Annotated in this window: 16 protein-coding genes and 1 riboswitch; of the genes, 8 read left to right on the plus strand and 8 right to left on the minus strand. The window is 71.5% G+C overall.

All coding sequences use genetic code 11. The features are described 5' to 3' along the window. Positions 1-30 precede the first annotated feature (30 nt). The 4 genes from ACWCSV_RS00370 to ACWCSV_RS00385 all read right to left on the minus strand — a co-directional run bounded on the left by ACWCSV_RS00370 (position 31) and on the right by ACWCSV_RS00385 (position 3,959). Complete coding sequence (locus tag ACWCSV_RS00370) at positions 31-957, minus strand: 1-phosphofructokinase family hexose kinase (protein ID WP_451137652.1); 927 nt, start codon at positions 955-957, stop codon at positions 31-33. 307 nt (positions 958-1,264) lie between these two features. Then, entirely contained in the window at positions 1,265-1,753 is a 489-nt protein-coding gene (locus tag ACWCSV_RS00375) for an N-acetyltransferase family protein (protein ID WP_451137653.1), read from the minus strand. Positions 1,754-1,872: 119 nt separating this feature from the next. Then, entirely contained in the window at positions 1,873-3,027 is a 1,155-nt protein-coding gene (gene nagA, locus ACWCSV_RS00380; RefSeq protein WP_451137654.1) for an N-acetylglucosamine-6-phosphate deacetylase, read from the minus strand. Continuing rightward, the gene (locus tag ACWCSV_RS00385) at positions 3,027-3,959 is read right to left on the minus strand and encodes an ROK family protein (RefSeq protein WP_451137655.1); all 933 of its coding nucleotides are present in this window, start codon (positions 3,957-3,959) and stop codon (positions 3,027-3,029) included. The genes nagA and ACWCSV_RS00385 overlap by 1 nt, the downstream gene beginning before the upstream one ends. Before the next feature lie 132 nt (positions 3,960-4,091). Here ACWCSV_RS00385 and ACWCSV_RS00390 point away from each other — a divergent pair, with 132 nt between their 5' ends. Continuing rightward, positions 4,092-4,463 carry a DUF3263 domain-containing protein gene (locus ACWCSV_RS00390; RefSeq protein WP_451137656.1) on the plus strand — a complete coding sequence of 124 codons (372 nt, stop codon included), beginning with the start codon at positions 4,092-4,094 and terminating at the stop codon, positions 4,461-4,463. An 80-nt stretch (positions 4,464-4,543) separates the two neighbouring features. Here ACWCSV_RS00390 and ACWCSV_RS00395 read toward each other — a convergent pair whose 3' ends face one another. After that, positions 4,544-4,999: a MarR family winged helix-turn-helix transcriptional regulator gene (locus tag ACWCSV_RS00395; protein WP_451137657.1), complete on the minus strand. Its 456-nt coding sequence runs from the start codon at positions 4,997-4,999 to the stop codon at positions 4,544-4,546. A 135-nt stretch (positions 5,000-5,134) separates the two neighbouring features. Between ACWCSV_RS00395 and otsB the strand changes: the two genes are divergently transcribed. Next, positions 5,135-5,986, plus strand: coding sequence for a trehalose-phosphatase (otsB, locus tag ACWCSV_RS00400; RefSeq protein WP_451137658.1), 852 nt, complete (start codon positions 5,135-5,137; stop codon positions 5,984-5,986). A gap of 31 nt (positions 5,987-6,017) precedes the next feature. Here the strand turns inward: otsB and ACWCSV_RS00405 are convergent, their stop codons facing one another. Both ACWCSV_RS00405 and ACWCSV_RS00410 read right to left on the minus strand, forming a co-directional pair. Further along, positions 6,018-7,403: an alpha,alpha-trehalose-phosphate synthase (UDP-forming) gene (locus tag ACWCSV_RS00405; RefSeq protein WP_451137659.1), complete on the minus strand. Its 1,386-nt coding sequence runs from the start codon at positions 7,401-7,403 to the stop codon at positions 6,018-6,020. A gap of 104 nt (positions 7,404-7,507) precedes the next feature. Continuing rightward, complete coding sequence (locus ACWCSV_RS00410; RefSeq protein WP_451137660.1) at positions 7,508-8,482, minus strand: glucosyl-3-phosphoglycerate synthase; 975 nt, start codon at positions 8,480-8,482, stop codon at positions 7,508-7,510. A 154-nt stretch (positions 8,483-8,636) separates the two neighbouring features. Continuing rightward, positions 8,637-8,764: riboswitch (SAM riboswitch) on the plus strand. Between the two features lie 18 nt (positions 8,765-8,782). On the opposite strand from ACWCSV_RS00410, the gene thrC reads away from it, so the two are divergent. From thrC to groL, 4 genes are all read left to right on the plus strand, one after another. Continuing rightward, complete coding sequence (gene thrC / locus ACWCSV_RS00415) at positions 8,783-10,075, plus strand: threonine synthase (RefSeq protein ID WP_451137661.1); 1,293 nt, start codon at positions 8,783-8,785, stop codon at positions 10,073-10,075. A 29-nt stretch (positions 10,076-10,104) separates the two neighbouring features. Beyond that, positions 10,105-10,383, plus strand: coding sequence for a MoaD/ThiS family protein (locus tag ACWCSV_RS00420; protein ID WP_266705881.1), 279 nt, complete (start codon positions 10,105-10,107; stop codon positions 10,381-10,383). A gap of 456 nt (positions 10,384-10,839) precedes the next feature. Beyond that, a complete protein-coding gene (locus ACWCSV_RS00425) occupies positions 10,840-11,046 on the plus strand; it encodes a cold-shock protein (RefSeq protein ID WP_003967346.1) in 207 nt (68 codons plus the stop codon). A 375-nt stretch (positions 11,047-11,421) separates the two neighbouring features. Next, the gene (gene groL, locus ACWCSV_RS00430; protein ID WP_327176463.1) at positions 11,422-13,044 is read left to right on the plus strand and encodes a chaperonin GroEL; all 1,623 of its coding nucleotides are present in this window, start codon (positions 11,422-11,424) and stop codon (positions 13,042-13,044) included. Between the two features lie 194 nt (positions 13,045-13,238). Here groL and ACWCSV_RS00435 read toward each other — a convergent pair whose 3' ends face one another. Further along, the gene (locus ACWCSV_RS00435; protein WP_451137662.1) at positions 13,239-13,763 is read right to left on the minus strand and encodes a MarR family winged helix-turn-helix transcriptional regulator; all 525 of its coding nucleotides are present in this window, start codon (positions 13,761-13,763) and stop codon (positions 13,239-13,241) included. A 137-nt stretch (positions 13,764-13,900) separates the two neighbouring features. Between ACWCSV_RS00435 and ACWCSV_RS00440 the strand changes: the two genes are divergently transcribed. Beyond that, the gene (locus ACWCSV_RS00440; protein ID WP_451137663.1) at positions 13,901-15,220 is read left to right on the plus strand and encodes an FAD-dependent monooxygenase; all 1,320 of its coding nucleotides are present in this window, start codon (positions 13,901-13,903) and stop codon (positions 15,218-15,220) included. 258 nt (positions 15,221-15,478) lie between these two features. Then, positions 15,479-15,889, plus strand: a complete 411-nt coding sequence (locus ACWCSV_RS00445; RefSeq protein ID WP_451137664.1) for a YciI family protein — start codon at positions 15,479-15,481, stop codon at positions 15,887-15,889. The last annotated feature ends 181 nt before the right edge of the window (positions 15,890-16,070 follow it).

Consider the following 16,070-nt stretch of genomic DNA (forward strand, 5'->3'; position numbering starts at 1 on the left):
GATCGCCGGAGCCGCCGCGGCGCCGGTGGGTCAGAGCACCGGCGCGAGCGGTACGACGGTGACGCGGGGCAGCAGCTCCGCGTAGGCGTCCGCGTCGAACTCCCCGGCCGCCGGGGCCAGTACGGTCGCGGCGGACAGCGCCACCGCGCGGGCCAGCCGCTCCGGCCAGGCCAGCCCCTCGGCGAGCCCGGACAGCAGCCCGGCCACCGCCGAGTCGCCCGCCCCCGTCGGGTTTCCCCGTACGACGGACGGCGGCACGGCGCGCCAGGTCCCGTCATCGGTGGCGGCGACCAGGCCCTCCGCGCCCAGCGAGGCGACCACCGAGCGGGCCCCGCGGCGGCGGGCGTCGCGGGCGGCGCGCAGGGGTTCCCGGGAGCCGGTGAGGCGGGCGAGTTCGTCGGCGTTCGGCTTGGCGAAGTCGGGTCGGGCGGCCATCCCCCGGCGCAGCGGTTCCCCTCCGGTGTCCAGCAGCACGGGTATCCCGGCGGCGCGGGCGCGGCGGACGAGTTCCGCGTAGGCGCCGACGTGGATGCCCGGCGGCAGGCTGCCGCAGAGCGCCACGACCGTGGCACCGGCGAGCAGCTCCTCGTACGTGTGCAGCAGGGCGGCCCACTCGGCGGGTCCGACCTCGGGGCCGGGTTCGTCGAGCCGGGTTGTGCGGCCGGTGGAGCGTTCGACGACGGTCACGGTGCGGCGGGTGTCGCCTGCGACGGGGACGAGCGCGTCCTCCGGGCCCAGCGGGGCGAGCAGTTCGCGCACCAGTGCTCCGGTGCGGCCTCCGGCGAATCCCGTGACGACCGTGCGGTGTCCGAGCGCGGCGAGCACCCGGGCGACGTTGACGCCCTTGCCGCCGGGCCGTTCGACCACGTCGCTCACCCGGTGGCTGCCGTGCGGGACGAGATCCGCGACGGTGTAGGTCACGTCGAGTGCGGTGTTCAGCGTGACGGTCAGGATCACCTGGACTCGCCCCCCGGTCCTTCTCTCTCGTTCGCCGGGCCGCTTGCCGGTCCCGCGTACTGGAATATGGCGTTCCGGCGGCAGGATGTGCCGTGCCGAGGGAGCGTCATGCCCGTGATCATGCCAAAGACACGGCAGCGGGCCCAGAGGGTGTCCGGAGGGCGAGCAGCGGGCGCCCACCACCTCGCAGGCGAAGGAAGCCGCCCGGGAAGGAAGCCGCCCGGGAGGGCGTACGGGAAGGGGGCCGCCGCGCGGGCGGGTTCGGATCGTCCCGGCCCCACGCCCCGGCCTCGCCTCCCGGCCCAGCTCAGAGCCGCAGGTGCATGATGTGCAGCCCGACATACCCGTCCTCCGGGTGCCGGAAGCCCTCCGGCAGGGTGCCTATGACCTCGAATCCCAGCGATTCGTAGAGCTTCACCGCGTGGACGTTCGTCTCCACCACCGCGTTGAACTGCATGGCGCGGTAACCCTGTTCGCGTGCCCAGTCCACGGTGTACGTGCACAGCGCCCGTCCCACGCCCTGCCCGGAGTGCGCCGGGTCGACCATGTAGCTGGCGCTCGCGATGTGCGAGCCGTTGCCCTGGTGGTTGCGGTTCATCTTCGCGGTGCCCAGGACGGCCCCCGAACCGTCCACGGCGACGACCGTGCGGCTCGGGTGGTTCAGCAACCACCAGTCACGGCCCTGGTCCTGGTCGAGGTCGGAGGGGTAGGTGAAGGTCTCGCCGGCGGCGACGATCGAATGGAAGAAGGGCCAGATGGCAGGCCAGTCCTCCGCGGTGGCTTCCCTGATCAGCATGTGGACAGCGTGACCCACGGGAGCCGCGGCGACAATGCCCTTTCGCGAGGGGCGATTTCCGGTCATACAAGTAGGCTTGGGGGTTTCCTTCCCCCAAGCCCTCCTGTTCGGGCCCCGGTTCAGGCCCCCTTGGGCTCGACGATCCACTCGCCCTTGCGCATGACGCCCTTGAGGGCGAACGCCTCGTCCAGGACCACCAGGTCGGCGTCCTTGCCGGTCTCCAGCGAGCCGATCCGGTCGTACAGGCCCAGCAGACGGGCGGGGTTGACCGAGATGGACCGGACGACGTCCTCGACCGGGATGCGGTCGATGGTCACGGCCCGCCGGAACGCGGTGTCCAGGGTGAGCGTGGACCCGGCGATCGAGCCGCCCTCCACCAGCCGGGCGACGCCGTCCTTGACCTCGACCGCGAGCGGGCCGAGCTGGTACTGGCCGTCGCCGAAGCCGGCCGCGTCCATGGCGTCGGTGATCAGGGCGACCCGGGCGGCGCCCGCGTGGTGGTAGGCCATCTCCAGGGCCGCCGGGTGCAGATGGGTGCCGTCGTTGATCAGCTCGACGGTGATCCGCTCGTCCTCCAGCAGCGCCGCGATCGGGCCCGGGGTGCGGTGGCCGAGGGCGGGCATCGCGTTGTAGAGGTGGGTCGCGACGGTGGCGCCCGCGTCGATCGCTTCGACGGTCTGCTCGTAGGTGGCGTCGGTGTGGCCGATCGCCGCGATGACGCCCTGCTCGGCGAGGAGCCGTACCGAGTCGAGCCCGCCGGGGAGTTCGGTGGCGAGCGTCATCATCTTCGCCGTGCCGCGCGCGGCCTTCAACAGGGCGCCGACGGCGGCCGGGTCGGGAGCGCGGAGGAGGGACTCGCTGTGCGCGCCCTTGCGGCAGGGCGAGATGAACGGTCCTTCGAAGTGGATGCCCGCGATCTCGCCCTGTTCGACCAGCTCGGAGAGGACCCCGGCCCAGCTGCCGAGGAAGTCCAGGCTGTCGGTCACGGTGGAGGCGACGACCGTGGTGGTGCCGTGCTCGCGGTGTGTCCGTACGCCCGTCAGCACCTGGTCCACCGAACCGGCGGTGAAGGACGCGCCGCCGCCACCGTGGTTGTGCATGTCCACGAAGCCGGGGACGATCCAGTGCCCGGTCAGGTCGAGGGTCCTGGCGTCCTCGGGGGCCCCGTCGGCGATCCGCGCGCCCTCGACGGCCAACCGGCCGCTCTCCTCGGTGCCGCTCGGCCGAACGACCCGGGCACCGGTGAGAACTGTGCTGTCTGCGCGTCCGGCCATCAGACGGATACCTCCGTGGCGAGTAGATCCCAGGCGAGCAGCCCCGCGCCCAGGCATCCGGCGGTGTCCCCGAGGGCCGCCGGAACGATGTGGGGCAGTGTCTGGAACGTGATGCGTTCCTCGACGGCCGCACGCAGTGGTGTGAACAAGGTTTCCCCCGCCTCGGCGAGACCGCCACCGATGATGAGTGTGCGCGGGTCCAGCAGGGTGATCGCGGTGACCAGCCCGGCGGCCAAGGCGTCGAGGGCGTCCGCCCAGACGCGCAGGGCGGTGGGATCGCCCGCGTCGACGGCCCGCGCGCAGTCCGCCGCGTCCTGCGCGGGGTCGCCGCAGGCGGCGGCCCAGGCACGGCTGACGGCGGCGGCGGACGCGAGCGTCTCCAGGCAGCCGCGCTGACCGCAGCCGCACTCCGGGCCGTCCGGCCGGACCACGACGTGCCCGATCTCGCCGGCGCTGCCGTGCGCGCCGGCCTCGACGACCCCGTCGATGCCGATGGCCCCGGCTATGCCGGTGCCGAGGGCGACGAAGAGGAAGCGGTCGGCGCCGCGTCCGGCCCCGCCGCGGCCCTCGGCCAGCCCTCCGGTACGGACGTCGTGGCCGAGCGCGACGGGGATGGAGCCGAGCCGTTCGCCGAGCAGGTCGCGCAGGGGCAGGTCGCGCCAGCCGAGGTTGGCGGCGTAGACCGCGATGCCCCGGTCGGTGTCGACGATGCCCGGAACGGCCACCCCGGCCGCCACCGCGGCCTCGCCGAAGTGCTTCTCGCCGTACGCGCGCAGCTCGGCGGCGAACCCGAGGATGGTTTCGACCACCGCCTCCGGGCCGCGCTCGCGTCCGGTGGCCCGTCGCTCCTCGTGCAGGAGGGTGCCGTCGGCTCCGACCAGCGCGGCCTTCATTCCCGTGCCGCCCACATCGAGGGCGATGACATGTCTCACGAGGGACAGTTTCGCCCTCCGGCCTCAAAAGGTCTAGTCCACTATTCCGCTTTGTATCGTGTGCATACAAAAGTCCGCGGGCGGTGGGGCGCGCCGGTGGCGCTGTCCGGGGCGCGCGTTAGGTTGGTGGGCATGACCGCCCCCGAGCACGGAAACGGAACCCCTGGCTCCCCCGAACCGGACGCGACCAGCGACGACGGGGGCGCGTCCACCGGAGAGAGCACGAGCGCGTCCACCGGAGCGAACGCGAGCGCGCACACCGGAGCGAACGCGAGCACCGGCGCGCTCTCCGACCGCGACCGCGCGCTGCTGGCTCTGGAGCGGCGGTCCTGGTCGGGCCCCGGCGCGAAGGAACGCGCCATCCGCGAGGAGCTGGGCCTCTCGCCGGTCCGGTACTACCAGCTGGTGAACGCCCTCATCGAGGACCGCCGCGCCCTGGAGGCGGACCCCGTCACGGTCAACCGCCTGCGCCGCCTGCGGGACGCCAAGCGGAACCGGCGCTGAGGCCGGGCGCCCGAGCTCCCGGCTCACCCGCACGAGCGACCCGCGCGCGGTGCGCGTGAGGGCGGGCTCGTATTCATGTACTACGGACGGGGCCAGGGCCGTCCCGAGAGCCGCTCGATGTCGGTGTTGAACCGCTTGAGGTAGGCGGCGAACCTCTCCACGTCGTCCGCGGACCACTTCTCCAGCACCAGCCCGAGCCCGCTCGCGTTCTTCTCGCGCTCCACGTCGAGCCGCTGCGCGCCCTCCGGCGTGATCCGGAACTTGCGGGCCATGCCCCCCGACGGGTCCGGGATGCGCTCCACCAGACCGGCCTGCATCGCGGCGGCGGTCTGCCGGTTGAGGGTGGACGAGTCGAGCCCGAAGGCGTCGCTCAGCTCCTTGATGGACATCGGCCCCTGTACGCGGATGCGGCTGAGCAGGACGTAGGCGCTCCGCTCCAGCACGTCGTCCTTGCGCCGCCCGTTGGCGGTGCGGAGGAAGATGTGGCGGCTGAGCAGCATCTGCTCGTACTCGACCTGCTGGATGGGGTCGTCCATGCTCGTGCTCCTTGCTGCTGTCCCACGCACCCTCCGTCCGAGCCTACGGGGCGGGGGCCGGACCCCGTCCGGGCGTGCGGGGATGCGGGGGGTGCGGTCTCGGCAGGCCCGACCGTCCCCCGCTAGGGTCGGACCATGGGCAGCCACCTGGACCACGTGCCGACTCCGACCACCGACGCGGGCCGCGAAGGACTCGCCGCGCTGCTGGCCCGTCCGGGCCGGGCGGTGGTGGCGCTCGACTTCGACGGCACCCTCGCCGACATCGTGCCCGACCCCGAGCAGGCCCGGGCCCACGCCGACGTGCTGCCGGCGCTCGCCGCGCTCGCGCCGAAGATCGCGTCCGTGGTCGTGATCACCGGCCGCCCCGCCGCCGTCGCGGTCGCGCACGGCGGGTTCGCGGGGGTCCCCGGCCTGGAGCACCTGGTGGTGCTCGGCCATTACGGCGCCGAGCGCTGGGACGCCGTCTCCGGCGAGGTGGCCGCCCCGCCGCCGCACCCCGGTCTCGCCGCCGTCCGCGCGGAGCTGCCCGCCCTGCTCGACGGGCCCGAGGTGCTGAAGGGCGCCTGGGTGGAGGAGAAGGGGCAGGCCGTCGCCGTCCACACCCGCCGCGCCACCGACCCGCAGGCCGCCTTCGAGCTGCTGAGCGAGCCCCTCGGCCGGCTCGCCGCGCGCCACGGGCTGATCGTCGAGCCGGGCCGCCAGGTCCTGGAGCTGCGCCCGCCCGGGGTCGACAAGGGCGTCGCGCTCACCGAGTACGCGGCCGAGGTGGGGGCCGGGTCGCTGCTCTACGCGGGCGACGACCTCGGCGACATCGCGGCCTTCGCGGCCGTGGAGAAGCTGCGTTCGGGCGGACCGGACCGGGTGCCGGGCCTGCTGGTGTGCAGCGGCGGCACCGAGGTGCCCGAGCTGGCCTCCCGCGCCGACCTGATCGTGCCGGGCCCGGCCCAGGTCGCGGCGCTGCTGGCGGCCGTGGCCGAGAACGTCTGAGACCGGCGGCCGCCCCGGGCCAGTGGGGGTCTCACCCCTCCCGCAGCGCCTCCAGCTGCTGGAGGAACCACGCCTGCGGCGGCAGCGCGGTCGCGGCCTCCGCGAGGCGCGCCGACCGCTCGGCGCGCTCCGCGTCGTCCATGGTCAGCGCCTCGTGCAGGGCTTCTGCCGTGGCGCTCACGTCGTACGGGTTCACCACCAGCGCGTCGGCGCCCAGCTCCTCGTACGCCCCGGCCTCGCGGGAGAGCACCAGGGCGACCCCGTGGTCCGAGACGACGGGGACCTCCTTGGCGACGAGGTTCATGCCGTCCCGGATGGGGTTGACCAGCGCCACGTCGGCGAGCCGGTAGGCGGCCAGCGAGCGGGCGAAGTCGTCCTTCACGTGCAGGACGACCGGGGTCCAGGTATCGGTGCCGTACGTCTTGTTGATCTCGTCGGCCAGCTCCTGGACGGCCGTCGTGTACTCGCGGTAGACCGCCAGGTCCTGGCGGGACGGGTAGGCGAAGGCGACGTGGACGACGCGTTCGCGCCACTCGGGGTGGTTGTCGAGGAGGGTGCGGTAGGCGTGCAGCCCGCGCACGATGTTCTTGGACAGCTCGGTCCGGTCGACCCGGACGATCGTCTTCCGGCTGCCGTCGCCGCCGATCTGCTCGCGCAGCGCGGCCATCCGCTCGTCCACGTCCGGCTCGTGCGAGCGGGCGATCAGGAAGTCGCCGTCCGCGCCGAGCCCGTGCACGCCGATGCGGGTGCCGCTGGTGCCGCCGAGGATCTCGGTGCAGCAGCCGATGAACGCGTCCGCCCAGCGGCGGGTGAGGAAGGCAGCCCGGTCGGCGCCGAGGATGCCGCGCAGCAACTGCTCGCCGATGTCGTCGGGGAGCAGCCGGAAGTAGTCCACCGGCGCCCACGGGGTGTGCGAGAAGTGGCCGATGCGCAGGTCGGCGCGGAGTTCGCGGAGCATCCCGGGGACCAGTGCGAGGTGGTAGTCCTGCACCAGCACGGCGGCGCCCTCGCCCGCCTCCTCGGCCAGCGCCTCGGCGAAGGCCCGGTTGTACGTCTCGTACGCGGCCCACTGGCGCCGGAACTCGTCGTCGAAGACCGGCTCGACGGGGGTCTGGTAGAGCAGGTGGTGGACGAACCAGAGCACGGAGTTGGCGATGCCGTTGTACGCGTCGGCGTGCACGGAGGCGTCGATGTCGAGCATCCGGACGCCCTCTTCGCCGACCCCGCGCCGGACCGCCTCGCGGTCGCCGTCGCCGAGTGCGGCGCAGACCCACACCTTGTCGTCGACGGCGCTCAGCCCGGAGACCAGCCCGCCTCCGCCGCGGCGTGCGTCGAGGGAACCGTCTTCGTTCAGCGTGTACGAAACGGGGCCGCGGTTGGACGCGACGAGAACCTGGGCGGCGTGCTCGGAGACCATGTAGCGGAACCTAGCCCGATACGTAACCCCCCAAACGTGTTCGAGGCCGGGCAGGGCCGGGCGGCGCGTCCCGCCACCGAACACGGCCCGGAGCCGGGGCCGGGTCAGGCGGCGCGTCTCGCCGTGTACTCGGGGATCTCCCGGACCGGCGGCCGTTCCTCGGTGTCCACCGCGTAGGTGCGTGGCCGGAAACCGTTCTCGTCGCGTTCGAACTGGGTGAGCACCGGGCGCACCAGGTGTCCTCGGGAGAGCCGCAGCTGCGCGGTCCGGTAGATCGCGGCGGCCATCCGTCCCAGCGCCTGCCCGTCCTGGTGGCGGTGGCGGCGGACCCCGACGTCCACCTGGGCCAGGGCGTCGAGCCCCACGGTGTGCAGCGCGTCCACCAGGAGTCCCAGCTCCACGCCGTACCCGACGGGGAACGCGAGCTGTTCCAGGAGTCGGCGGCGGACCGCGTACTCGCCGCCCAGTGGCTGGACGAAGCCGGCCAGTTTCGGCCAGTGCAGATTGAGCAGTGGGCGGGCGACCAGTTCGGTGACGCGGCCGCCCTGTGCGGGGGGACCGGCGGGGTCGTGGCCCTCCGCCGTCTCCAGCGGCCGGTCGTACATCGCCTTGACGAACTGGATGCCCGGGTCGGTGAGCAGCGGGCCGATGATGCCGGAGACGAAATCGGCGGAGAAGTCCTTGAGGTCGGCGTCGACGAAGCAGACGATCTCGCCGCTGGTCACGAAGAGCGACCGCCAGAGCACCTCGCCCTTGCCGGGGACGGCGGGTATCCGGGGGAGTATCTCGTCGCGGTGCACCACCCGGGCTCCGGCGGCGCGGGCGACGGCGGAGGTGGCGTCGGTGGAGCCGGAGTCGATCACCACGAGTTCGTCGACGAGCGGGACCTTCTCCATCAGCTCGCGCCGGATGGTCCGCACGATGGCACCGACCGTCGCCTCCTCGTTCAGCGCCGGCAGCACGACGCTCACGGAGGAGCCCCGCGGGTTCCGGTTCCTGGCGGCCAGGAGGCGGTCCAGCGGGCGGTCGGAGGCTGCCCAGGAACGGCGGTTCAGCCAGCTGTCGACCTCTTCCAGCACGGGCGATACTCCCTGTATGTGATCCATCTCGCGGTTCGGACGACTACCTCAACCGTCGGGTGCTTCGGTTACAGTCTTGAACAACGCTCACTGCCTTCGCATCTCGGGGTCGGAGGGCGGACAAACGCCTGGATCGCACGGTCCAGTGCCATAGCGCTCATCCAGAGGGACTGAGGGAACGGCCCGTTGAAGTCCCGGCAACCCTCCCGCCGGCCGCGAGGCCACGGTGGGGAAGGTGCCAATTCCGTCTTGCGGCGAAATGCGTCGCAAGGAAGATGAGGAGAAAGGGCCTCCGCCATCATGGCTGTTCAGACCGTTTCAGCGAGTTCCGGCACTTCCGTGGACCTCGGTCCCGCCACCGCGCTTTCCTGCCGCGAGTGCGGCGAACGCTTCGAACTCGGTCCCATTTTCGCCTGCGCGTCCTGTTTCGGGCCGCTCGAAGTGGCGTACGACCTGCCGAGCGGCTCCCCCGAAGAGCTGAAGAAGCGCATCGAGGCCGGCCCGAACAACATCTGGCGCTACGCGCCGCTGCTGCCGGTGCCCGCCGATGTCGCCGACAAGCCCAACATCAACCCCGGTTTCACCAAGCTGGTCAAGGCCGACAACCTCGCCCGTGAGCTGGGCGTCACCGGCGCCCTGTACGTCAAGGACGACTCCGGCAACCCGACGCACTCCTTCAAGGACCGCGTCGTCGCGATCGCCGTCGAGGCCGCCCGCGCCTTCGGTTTCACCACCCTCTCCTGCTCCTCCACCGGCAACCTCGCCGGCGCGGTCGGTGCCGCCGCCGCGCGGGCCGGCTTCCGCTCCTGCGTGTTCATCCCGCACGACCTGGAGGAGGGCAAGGTCGTCATGGCCGCGGTGTACGGCGGCGAACTCGTCGGCATCGACGGCAACTACGACGACGTGAACCGCTTCTGCTCCGAGCTCATCGGCGACCCGCTGGGTGAGGGCTGGGGCTTCGTCAACGTCAACCTCCGTCCGTACTACGGCGAGGGCTCGAAGACGCTCGCGTACGAGATCTGCGAGCAGCTCGGCTGGCAGCTCCCGGACCAGCTGGTCATCCCGATCGCGTCCGGCTCGCAGCTCACCAAGATCGACAAGGGGCTCCAGGAGCTGATCAAGCTCGGTCTCGTCGAGGACAAGCCGTACAAGATCTTCGGTGCCCAGGCCGAGGGCTGCTCCCCGGTCTCCACCGCCTTCAAGGCCGGCCACGACGTGGTCCGCCCGCAGAAGCCGAACACGATCGCCAAGTCGCTCGCGATCGGCAACCCGGCCGACGGCCCGTACGTCCTGGACATCGCCCGCCGCACCGGCGGTGCGGTGGAGGACGTCGACGACGAGCAGGTCGTCGACGCGATCAAGCTGCTCGCCCGCACCGAGGGCATCTTCGCGGAGACCGCCGGCGGCGTGACCGTCGGCGTGACGCGGAAGCTGATCGAGGCCGGCCTGCTCGACCCCTCCCTGACCACCGTCGTCCTGAACACCGGCGACGGCCTGAAGACCCTGGACGCCGTCTCCCCGACGACCGGCCTGACGGCGACCATCCGCCCGAGCCTGGACGCGTTCCGCGACGCGGGCCTCGCAGCCCACTGACCACCCGAGAACCGAGGAAGGCAATCCCCATGAGCGTCAAGGTCCGCATCCCCACCATCCTGCGCACGTACACCGGCGGCCAGGCCGAGGTCTCGGCCGAGGGCACCGTCCTCTCCGAGGTCATCGAGTCCCTGGAGAAGGACCACCCGGGCATCGCCGCGCGCGTCCTGGACGACCAGGGCAAGCTGCGCCGCTTCGTCAACGTGTACGTCAACGACGACGACGTCCGCTTCGAGGGCGGCCTCCAGGCGGCCACGCCGGACGGCGCCGGTGTCTCGATCATCCCCGCCGTCGCCGGCGGCTGCTGACCCGACGGCCGGTCCAGGACCCCGCCGGGCGGCGGGGTCCCCGACAGCCCTTCCGCAGCGAACCGTTGCCCCCTTCGCGTACGACGCGGAGGGGGCAATTCCGTAGGGTTGAGCGCGGTACAGTTGGGGAAGCCCCCTCCGCCGCCCGTATCGGGCGGGTGCGAGATCGCGCCGACGCGCGACAAGATGCAGCCAAAGTCCGGAAGCCCTCTGTGCCATAAGTGGCCTTTGTCTGGCCCGACTTGCCCAAAATTCTCAACAAATCCTCATGTTCGGGCGTTCCGCCGCGACCAGAATTCTCGTCCGATTGACCTGTTGCAGAGGGCAGTTGGGCAGATACATTCGGCCGCGGTCGACGCGTTCCGGCGCACGCACCCTCTCCTGTCGGAGGGTGAGTTCTGACCCGGGCCCGCGAAGTGCGGTCCTGTGCAGGGGCCAGAAATAGGGGAGTTAGGCATGGCTCAGGGCACCGTCAAGTGGTTCAACGCGGAGAAGGGGTACGGCTTCATCGCGGTCGACGGTGGTGCGGATGTTTTCGTCCACTACAGCGCGATCCAGATGGACGGGTACCGCACCCTCGAAGAGGGTCAGCGAGTTGAATTCGAGATCTCGCAGGGCCAGAAGGGGCCGCAGGCGGACATGGTCAAGCTCGCCGTGGGCTGAGATCGGACGCGGTCGGCAACGACACTTCTCACGCACGCAGGGCCCGTCCCCGTCAGGGGGACGGGCCCTGCGTGCGTTCGCGTTTCGCGGGCCAGGAAGGGCCTCTTGGGGCCCGGGAGCGGTCCGGAGGCCGCCTGCGGAGTGCCGCGGTTTGTCCGGAGCTTGTCCCCAGGACGAGGAGGACGCTTGCACTCGCAGGGGTCGAGTGCTAATCATTGGCGTTAGCACTCTCCAGGTGAGAGTGACAGAAACTTGGACCGGGCCGGTGAGGCCCGCAGGCGCGGCGGGGCAAGGAACCGCCGGGCACGCAGGCCGTCCGTCGCGGGCGCCTCTCGGTCCGGAGCAATCCACCCCTGTCCGGGAGGACCACTTCACATGGCCAAGATCATCGCGTTCGACGAGGAGGCACGGCGCGGTCTCGAGCGCGGGATGAACCAGCTCGCCGACGCCGTCAAGGTCACCCTCGGCCCCAAGGGCCGTAACGTCGTCCTCGAGAAGAAGTGGGGCGCGCCCACGATCACCAACGATGGTGTTTCCATCGCCAAGGAGATCGAGCTCGAGGACCCGTACGAGAAGATCGGTGCGGAGCTGGTCAAGGAGGTCGCCAAGAAGACGGACGACGTCGCCGGCGACGGTACGACCACCGCCACCGTTCTCGCCCAGGCGCTCGTCCGCGAGGGTCTGCGCAACGTCGCCGCCGGTGCCAACCCGATGGCCCTCAAGCGGGGCATCGAGAAGGCCGTCGAGGCCGTCTCCGCCGCTCTGCTGGAGCAGGCCAAGGACGTGGAGACCAAGGAGCAGATCGCTTCGACCGCCTCCATCTCCGCCGCCGACACCGAGATCGGCGCCAAGATCGCCGAGGCGATGGACAAGGTCGGCAAGGAAGGCGTCATCACCGTCGAGGAGTCCCAGACCTTCGGTCTGGAGCTGGAACTCACCGAGGGTATGCGCTTCGACAAGGGCTACATCTCGGCGTACTTCGCGACCGACATGGAGCGTATGGAGACGTCCTTCGACGACCCGTACATCCTCATCGTCAACTCGAAGATCTCCAACGTGAAGGACCTCCTTCCGCTGCTGGAGAAGGTCATGCAGTCGGGCAAGCCGCTGCTGATCATCGCCGAGGACGTCGAGGGCGAGGCCCTGTCGACCCTGGTCGTCAACAAGATCCGTGGCACCTTCAAGTCCGTCGCCGTCAAGGCCCCGGGCTTCGGTGACCGCCGCAAGGCCATGCTCGGTGACATCGCCATCCTCACCGGTGGCACCGTCATCTCCGAGGAGGTCGGCCTCAAGCTGGAGAACGCGGGTCTCGACCTGCTGGGCTCCGCGCGCAAGGTCGTCATCACCAAGGACGAGACGACGATCGTCGACGGCGCCGGTGAGAGCGACCAGGTCCAGGGTCGCGTCAACCAGATCCGTGCCGAGATCGAGAACTCCGACTCGGACTACGACCGCGAGAAGCTCCAGGAGCGTCTGGCGAAGCTGGCCGGCGGCGTGGCCGTCATCAAGGCCGGTGCCGCCACCGAGGTCGAGCTCAAGGAGCGCAAGCACCGCATCGAGGACGCGGTGCGCAACGCCAAGGCCGCCGTCGAGGAGGGCATCGTCGCCGGTGGTGGCGTGGCTCTGCTCCAGGCGTCCGCCGTCTTCGAGAAGCTCGACCTGACGGGCGACGAGGCCACCGGCGCCAACGCCGTCAAGCTCGCGCTCGAGGCCCCGCTCAAGCAGATCGCCGTCAACGGTGGTCTCGAGGGTGGCGTCGTCGTGGAGAAGGTCCGCAACCTGCCGATCGGTCACGGCCTCAACGCCGCGACCGGCGAGTACGTCGACATGATCGCCGAGGGCATTCTCGACCCGGCGAAGGTCACGCGCTCCGCTCTGCAGAACGCCGCCTCCATCGCCGCGCTCTTCCTCACCACCGAGGCCGTCATCGCCGACAAGCCCGAGAAGGCCGGCGCGGCCGCCCCGGGTGGCATGCCGGGCGGTGACATGGACTTCTGATCCCCTTCAGGGATCGGTGGTTCCACCCCCGCAGCGTCCAGCTGTGGCTTCGGCCCCCAGGATTCGTCCTGGGGGCCGAAGTGTTTCTCCGGGCGCCCTCGGCGAGGTCGGGCCGGGCGGTGGGCCTCGATGGTGTCCCGCCGGCAGGGGCTGCCCCGCGGCGACTCCAGTCCCGCGGGGCTCCCGGCGGGTGCCTACTCCGCGTCCAGCGCCGACAGGTGGCGGGTGAAGTCGTCCACGAGGCGCCCCAGCAGCCGCCCCAGCTCCCGCCGGTCCCGGTCGGGCCAGTCGGCGAGCGCTCCGCCGAACCAGCCGAGGATGGTCCGCATGTAGCGTTCGGCGCCCGCCGCGCCTTCCGGCGTCGGCTCGATGAGCCGGGCGCGCTGGTCGTCGGGGTCGGTGACACGGCGGACCAGGCCGCGCTTCTCCAGCCCGTTGACCTGCCGCGTGACGTGCGGCCCGACCACCTGCATGCGCGCCGCGATCTCGCCGATGCGCAGCGGGGTCCCGGCCATGTGCAGGGTGACCAGGACGGACATCGACGGCCGTTCCAGGGCGAGTCCGGCGGTCTCCATGGCGTGCTCGGGCAGCCGCCCCTTGTTGAGCGTGTTGCTGAGCTGAGCCATGCGCGGGAGCATCTCGGCCACGAGGTCGAACGCCGCGTCGGAACCGCCTTCGGGGTCGTCGCGGTCTGCCGCGTGCGGCTCCTGGGCGCTCATGCCACTCCTTTAAATACCTAAGTTAGGTATATGGTTGGGTCCGCGGCATCGCTTCACGGGCTTCTCGCGCCCGCCAAAAGGATACCTAAGTTACGTAGATGGTGAGAGTCTGCGTGCCTGTCGAGAGGGGACACCTCATGACCAGCACCTACGGTACGGAATCCGGTCGCGGTACGGCCGCCGGTACGGGCACCACCGCGCCCCGCACGCGCAGCGTCCTGATCTCCGGCGCCAGCATCGCGGGCCCCGCGCTGGCGTACTGGCTCCATCGGTACGGCTTCGCGGTCACGGTGGTCGAGAAGGCGGACGCGGTACGCGGCGGCGGCTACCCCATCGACATCCGGGGCACCGCCCTCCAGGTCGTGGAGCGGATGGGACTGCTGCCCCGGCTGTGGGACGCGCACGTGGACAGCCGGCAGGTGTCGTTCCTGGACCCGGACGGTTCGGTACGGGCCGCGCTCCGGCCGGAGACGATGACCGGCGGGGTGGACGGCCGGGACGTGGAGGTGCGCCGGGGCGATCTGGCCGACCTCCTGTACGGCCTCGTCCGCGAGGACGTCGAGTTCCTCTTCGGCGACTCGATCGCGACGCTGGACGACCGGGGCGACGGGCCCGAGGGGGGCGTGGACGTGGTGTTCCGCGGCGGAGCCCGGCGCACGTTCGACCTGGTCGTGGGGGCGGACGGCATCCACTCGCACACCCGGGGACTGGTGATGGGGCCCGAGGAGCGGTACCACCGCTCCCTCGGCCAGAGCTTCGCCGGCTTCACCCTGCCCAACGACTTCGGCCTCAGCCACGAGGGCGTCATCCGCAACACCCCGGGCAAGGGTGCGGTCCTGTACGCCGTGGAGGAGTCCGAGGACCTGCACGGCTTCCTGGTGTTCGCCTCCGACCTGGCGCCGAGGACCGTACCGGCGGCGGCGTTCCGCGACCCTGCCGCCCAGCGCGAGCTCGTCGCCGCCGTCTTCGCCGACGAGGGCTGGGAGGTTCCGCGCATGGTCGCCGCGATGCGCGAGGCGGACGACCTCTTCTTCGACGTGGCCGGGCAGATCCACCTGCCGTCCTGGTCCACGGGCCGGGTCGCGCTCGTCGGCGACGCCGCGTACGCCCCGTCGTTCTTCTCCGGGCAGGGATCGAGCATCGCGCTGATCGGTGCGTACGTCCTCGCCGGTGAGCTCGCCGTGCGGGAGGACCACACGGCCGCGTTCGCCGCGTACGAGAGCGGGCTGCGGGAGTTCGTGGAGGCCAACCAGGCCCTCGCGCACAGCGGACTCGCCGTCCTCGCGCCGCGTACGGCCGAGGCTCTCGAAGCGCGCAACAAGGCCCTGGCCGAGCCGACGTTCGCCTCCGGCGAGGAGGGGCGGAGCATCAACGCGGCGCTGGAGCTGCGCGACTACGCGGTGGGTGCCCGTGCCTGTGCCCGTGGTCGTGCGGGTGATCCGGTCGGCTCCGCCTGATCCGCCTGAGTCGCCTGATCCGTCTGATCGGGACGGCCGGAGCGTCGTACCCGCTGTCGGTGGAGTTCGTTGGACACGGGAAGAGCCGGGCACCACGCTGGGAAGGGCCGTGGGAGAGGCCCGGGCCAGGCTCCGGTCGGACTTGAGGAAGAAACTCTGCCCGGTGATGTCGAGAACCCGGGGCCGGCTCCGTCCCCGTAGTGAAAGCGACGAACGCGGCCGCGAGCGAACACGGTCGCCGCAGCGAGGAGAGACACCATGGCCAAGTACCTGATGCTCAAGCACTACCGCGGCGCCCCGGCACCGGCCAACGACGTGCCGATGGACAAGTGGACCCCGGAGGAGATCTCGGCCCACATCCAGTACATGAACGACTTCGCGGCCCGGCTGGAGAAGACCGGCGAGTACATCGACGGCCAGGCGCTCGCCCCCGAGGGAACGTGGGTCAGGTATGACGGTGAGGGCCGCCCGCCGGTCACCGACGGCCCGTTCGCCGAGACCAAGGACCTCATCGCGGGGTGGATGGTGATTGACGTCGACAGTTACGAGCGCGCCGTCGAGCTGGCCGGGGAGCTGTCGGCCGCCCCCGGCGCGGGCGGCGCGCCGATCCACGAGTGGCTGGAGCTGCGCCCCTTCATGGGCTCGCACCACCCCACCATCACGGAGTGACCTCACCGATGGGCGAGGCGGTGGACGAGGCGGCGAGCGGGGCGTCCGGCGGGGGGACCGGCGGCGCGTCCGGGACGACCGGTGGCGTGTCCGGGGCGACCGGGGCGACCGGGGCGACCGGCGGCGCGTCCTGGGCTACCGGCGGCGCGTCCGGGACGGCCGGCGGGGCGTCCGGCACGGC

It is taken from the genome of Streptomyces sp. NPDC001770 (assembly GCF_053596135.1).

Excerpts from the sequence above, each read along its gene's own strand:
- ACWCSV_RS00375 (WP_451137653.1), bottom strand. The coding sequence starts at position 1,753 with ATGCTGATCAGGGAAGCCACCGCGGAGGACTGGCCTGCCATCTGGCCC.
- nagA (WP_451137654.1), bottom strand. The coding sequence starts at position 3,027 with ATGGCCGGACGCGCAGACAGCACAGTTCTCACCGGTGCCCGGGTCGTT.
- ACWCSV_RS00390 (WP_451137656.1), top strand. The coding sequence starts at position 4,092 with ATGACCGCCCCCGAGCACGGAAACGGAACCCCTGGCTCCCCCGAACCG.
- ACWCSV_RS00395 (WP_451137657.1), bottom strand. The coding sequence starts at position 4,999 with ATGGACGACCCCATCCAGCAGGTCGAGTACGAGCAGATGCTGCTCAGC.
- otsB (WP_451137658.1), top strand. The coding sequence starts at position 5,135 with ATGGGCAGCCACCTGGACCACGTGCCGACTCCGACCACCGACGCGGGC.
- ACWCSV_RS00405 (WP_451137659.1), bottom strand. The coding sequence starts at position 7,403 with ATGGTCTCCGAGCACGCCGCCCAGGTTCTCGTCGCGTCCAACCGCGGC.
- thrC (WP_451137661.1), top strand. The coding sequence starts at position 8,783 with ATGGCTGTTCAGACCGTTTCAGCGAGTTCCGGCACTTCCGTGGACCTC.
- ACWCSV_RS00420 (WP_266705881.1), top strand. The coding sequence starts at position 10,105 with ATGAGCGTCAAGGTCCGCATCCCCACCATCCTGCGCACGTACACCGGC.
- ACWCSV_RS00425 (WP_003967346.1), top strand. The coding sequence starts at position 10,840 with ATGGCTCAGGGCACCGTCAAGTGGTTCAACGCGGAGAAGGGGTACGGC.
- groL (WP_327176463.1), top strand. The coding sequence starts at position 11,422 with ATGGCCAAGATCATCGCGTTCGACGAGGAGGCACGGCGCGGTCTCGAG.
- ACWCSV_RS00435 (WP_451137662.1), bottom strand. The coding sequence starts at position 13,763 with ATGAGCGCCCAGGAGCCGCACGCGGCAGACCGCGACGACCCCGAAGGC.
- ACWCSV_RS00440 (WP_451137663.1), top strand. The coding sequence starts at position 13,901 with ATGACCAGCACCTACGGTACGGAATCCGGTCGCGGTACGGCCGCCGGT.
- ACWCSV_RS00445 (WP_451137664.1), top strand. The coding sequence starts at position 15,479 with ATGGCCAAGTACCTGATGCTCAAGCACTACCGCGGCGCCCCGGCACCG.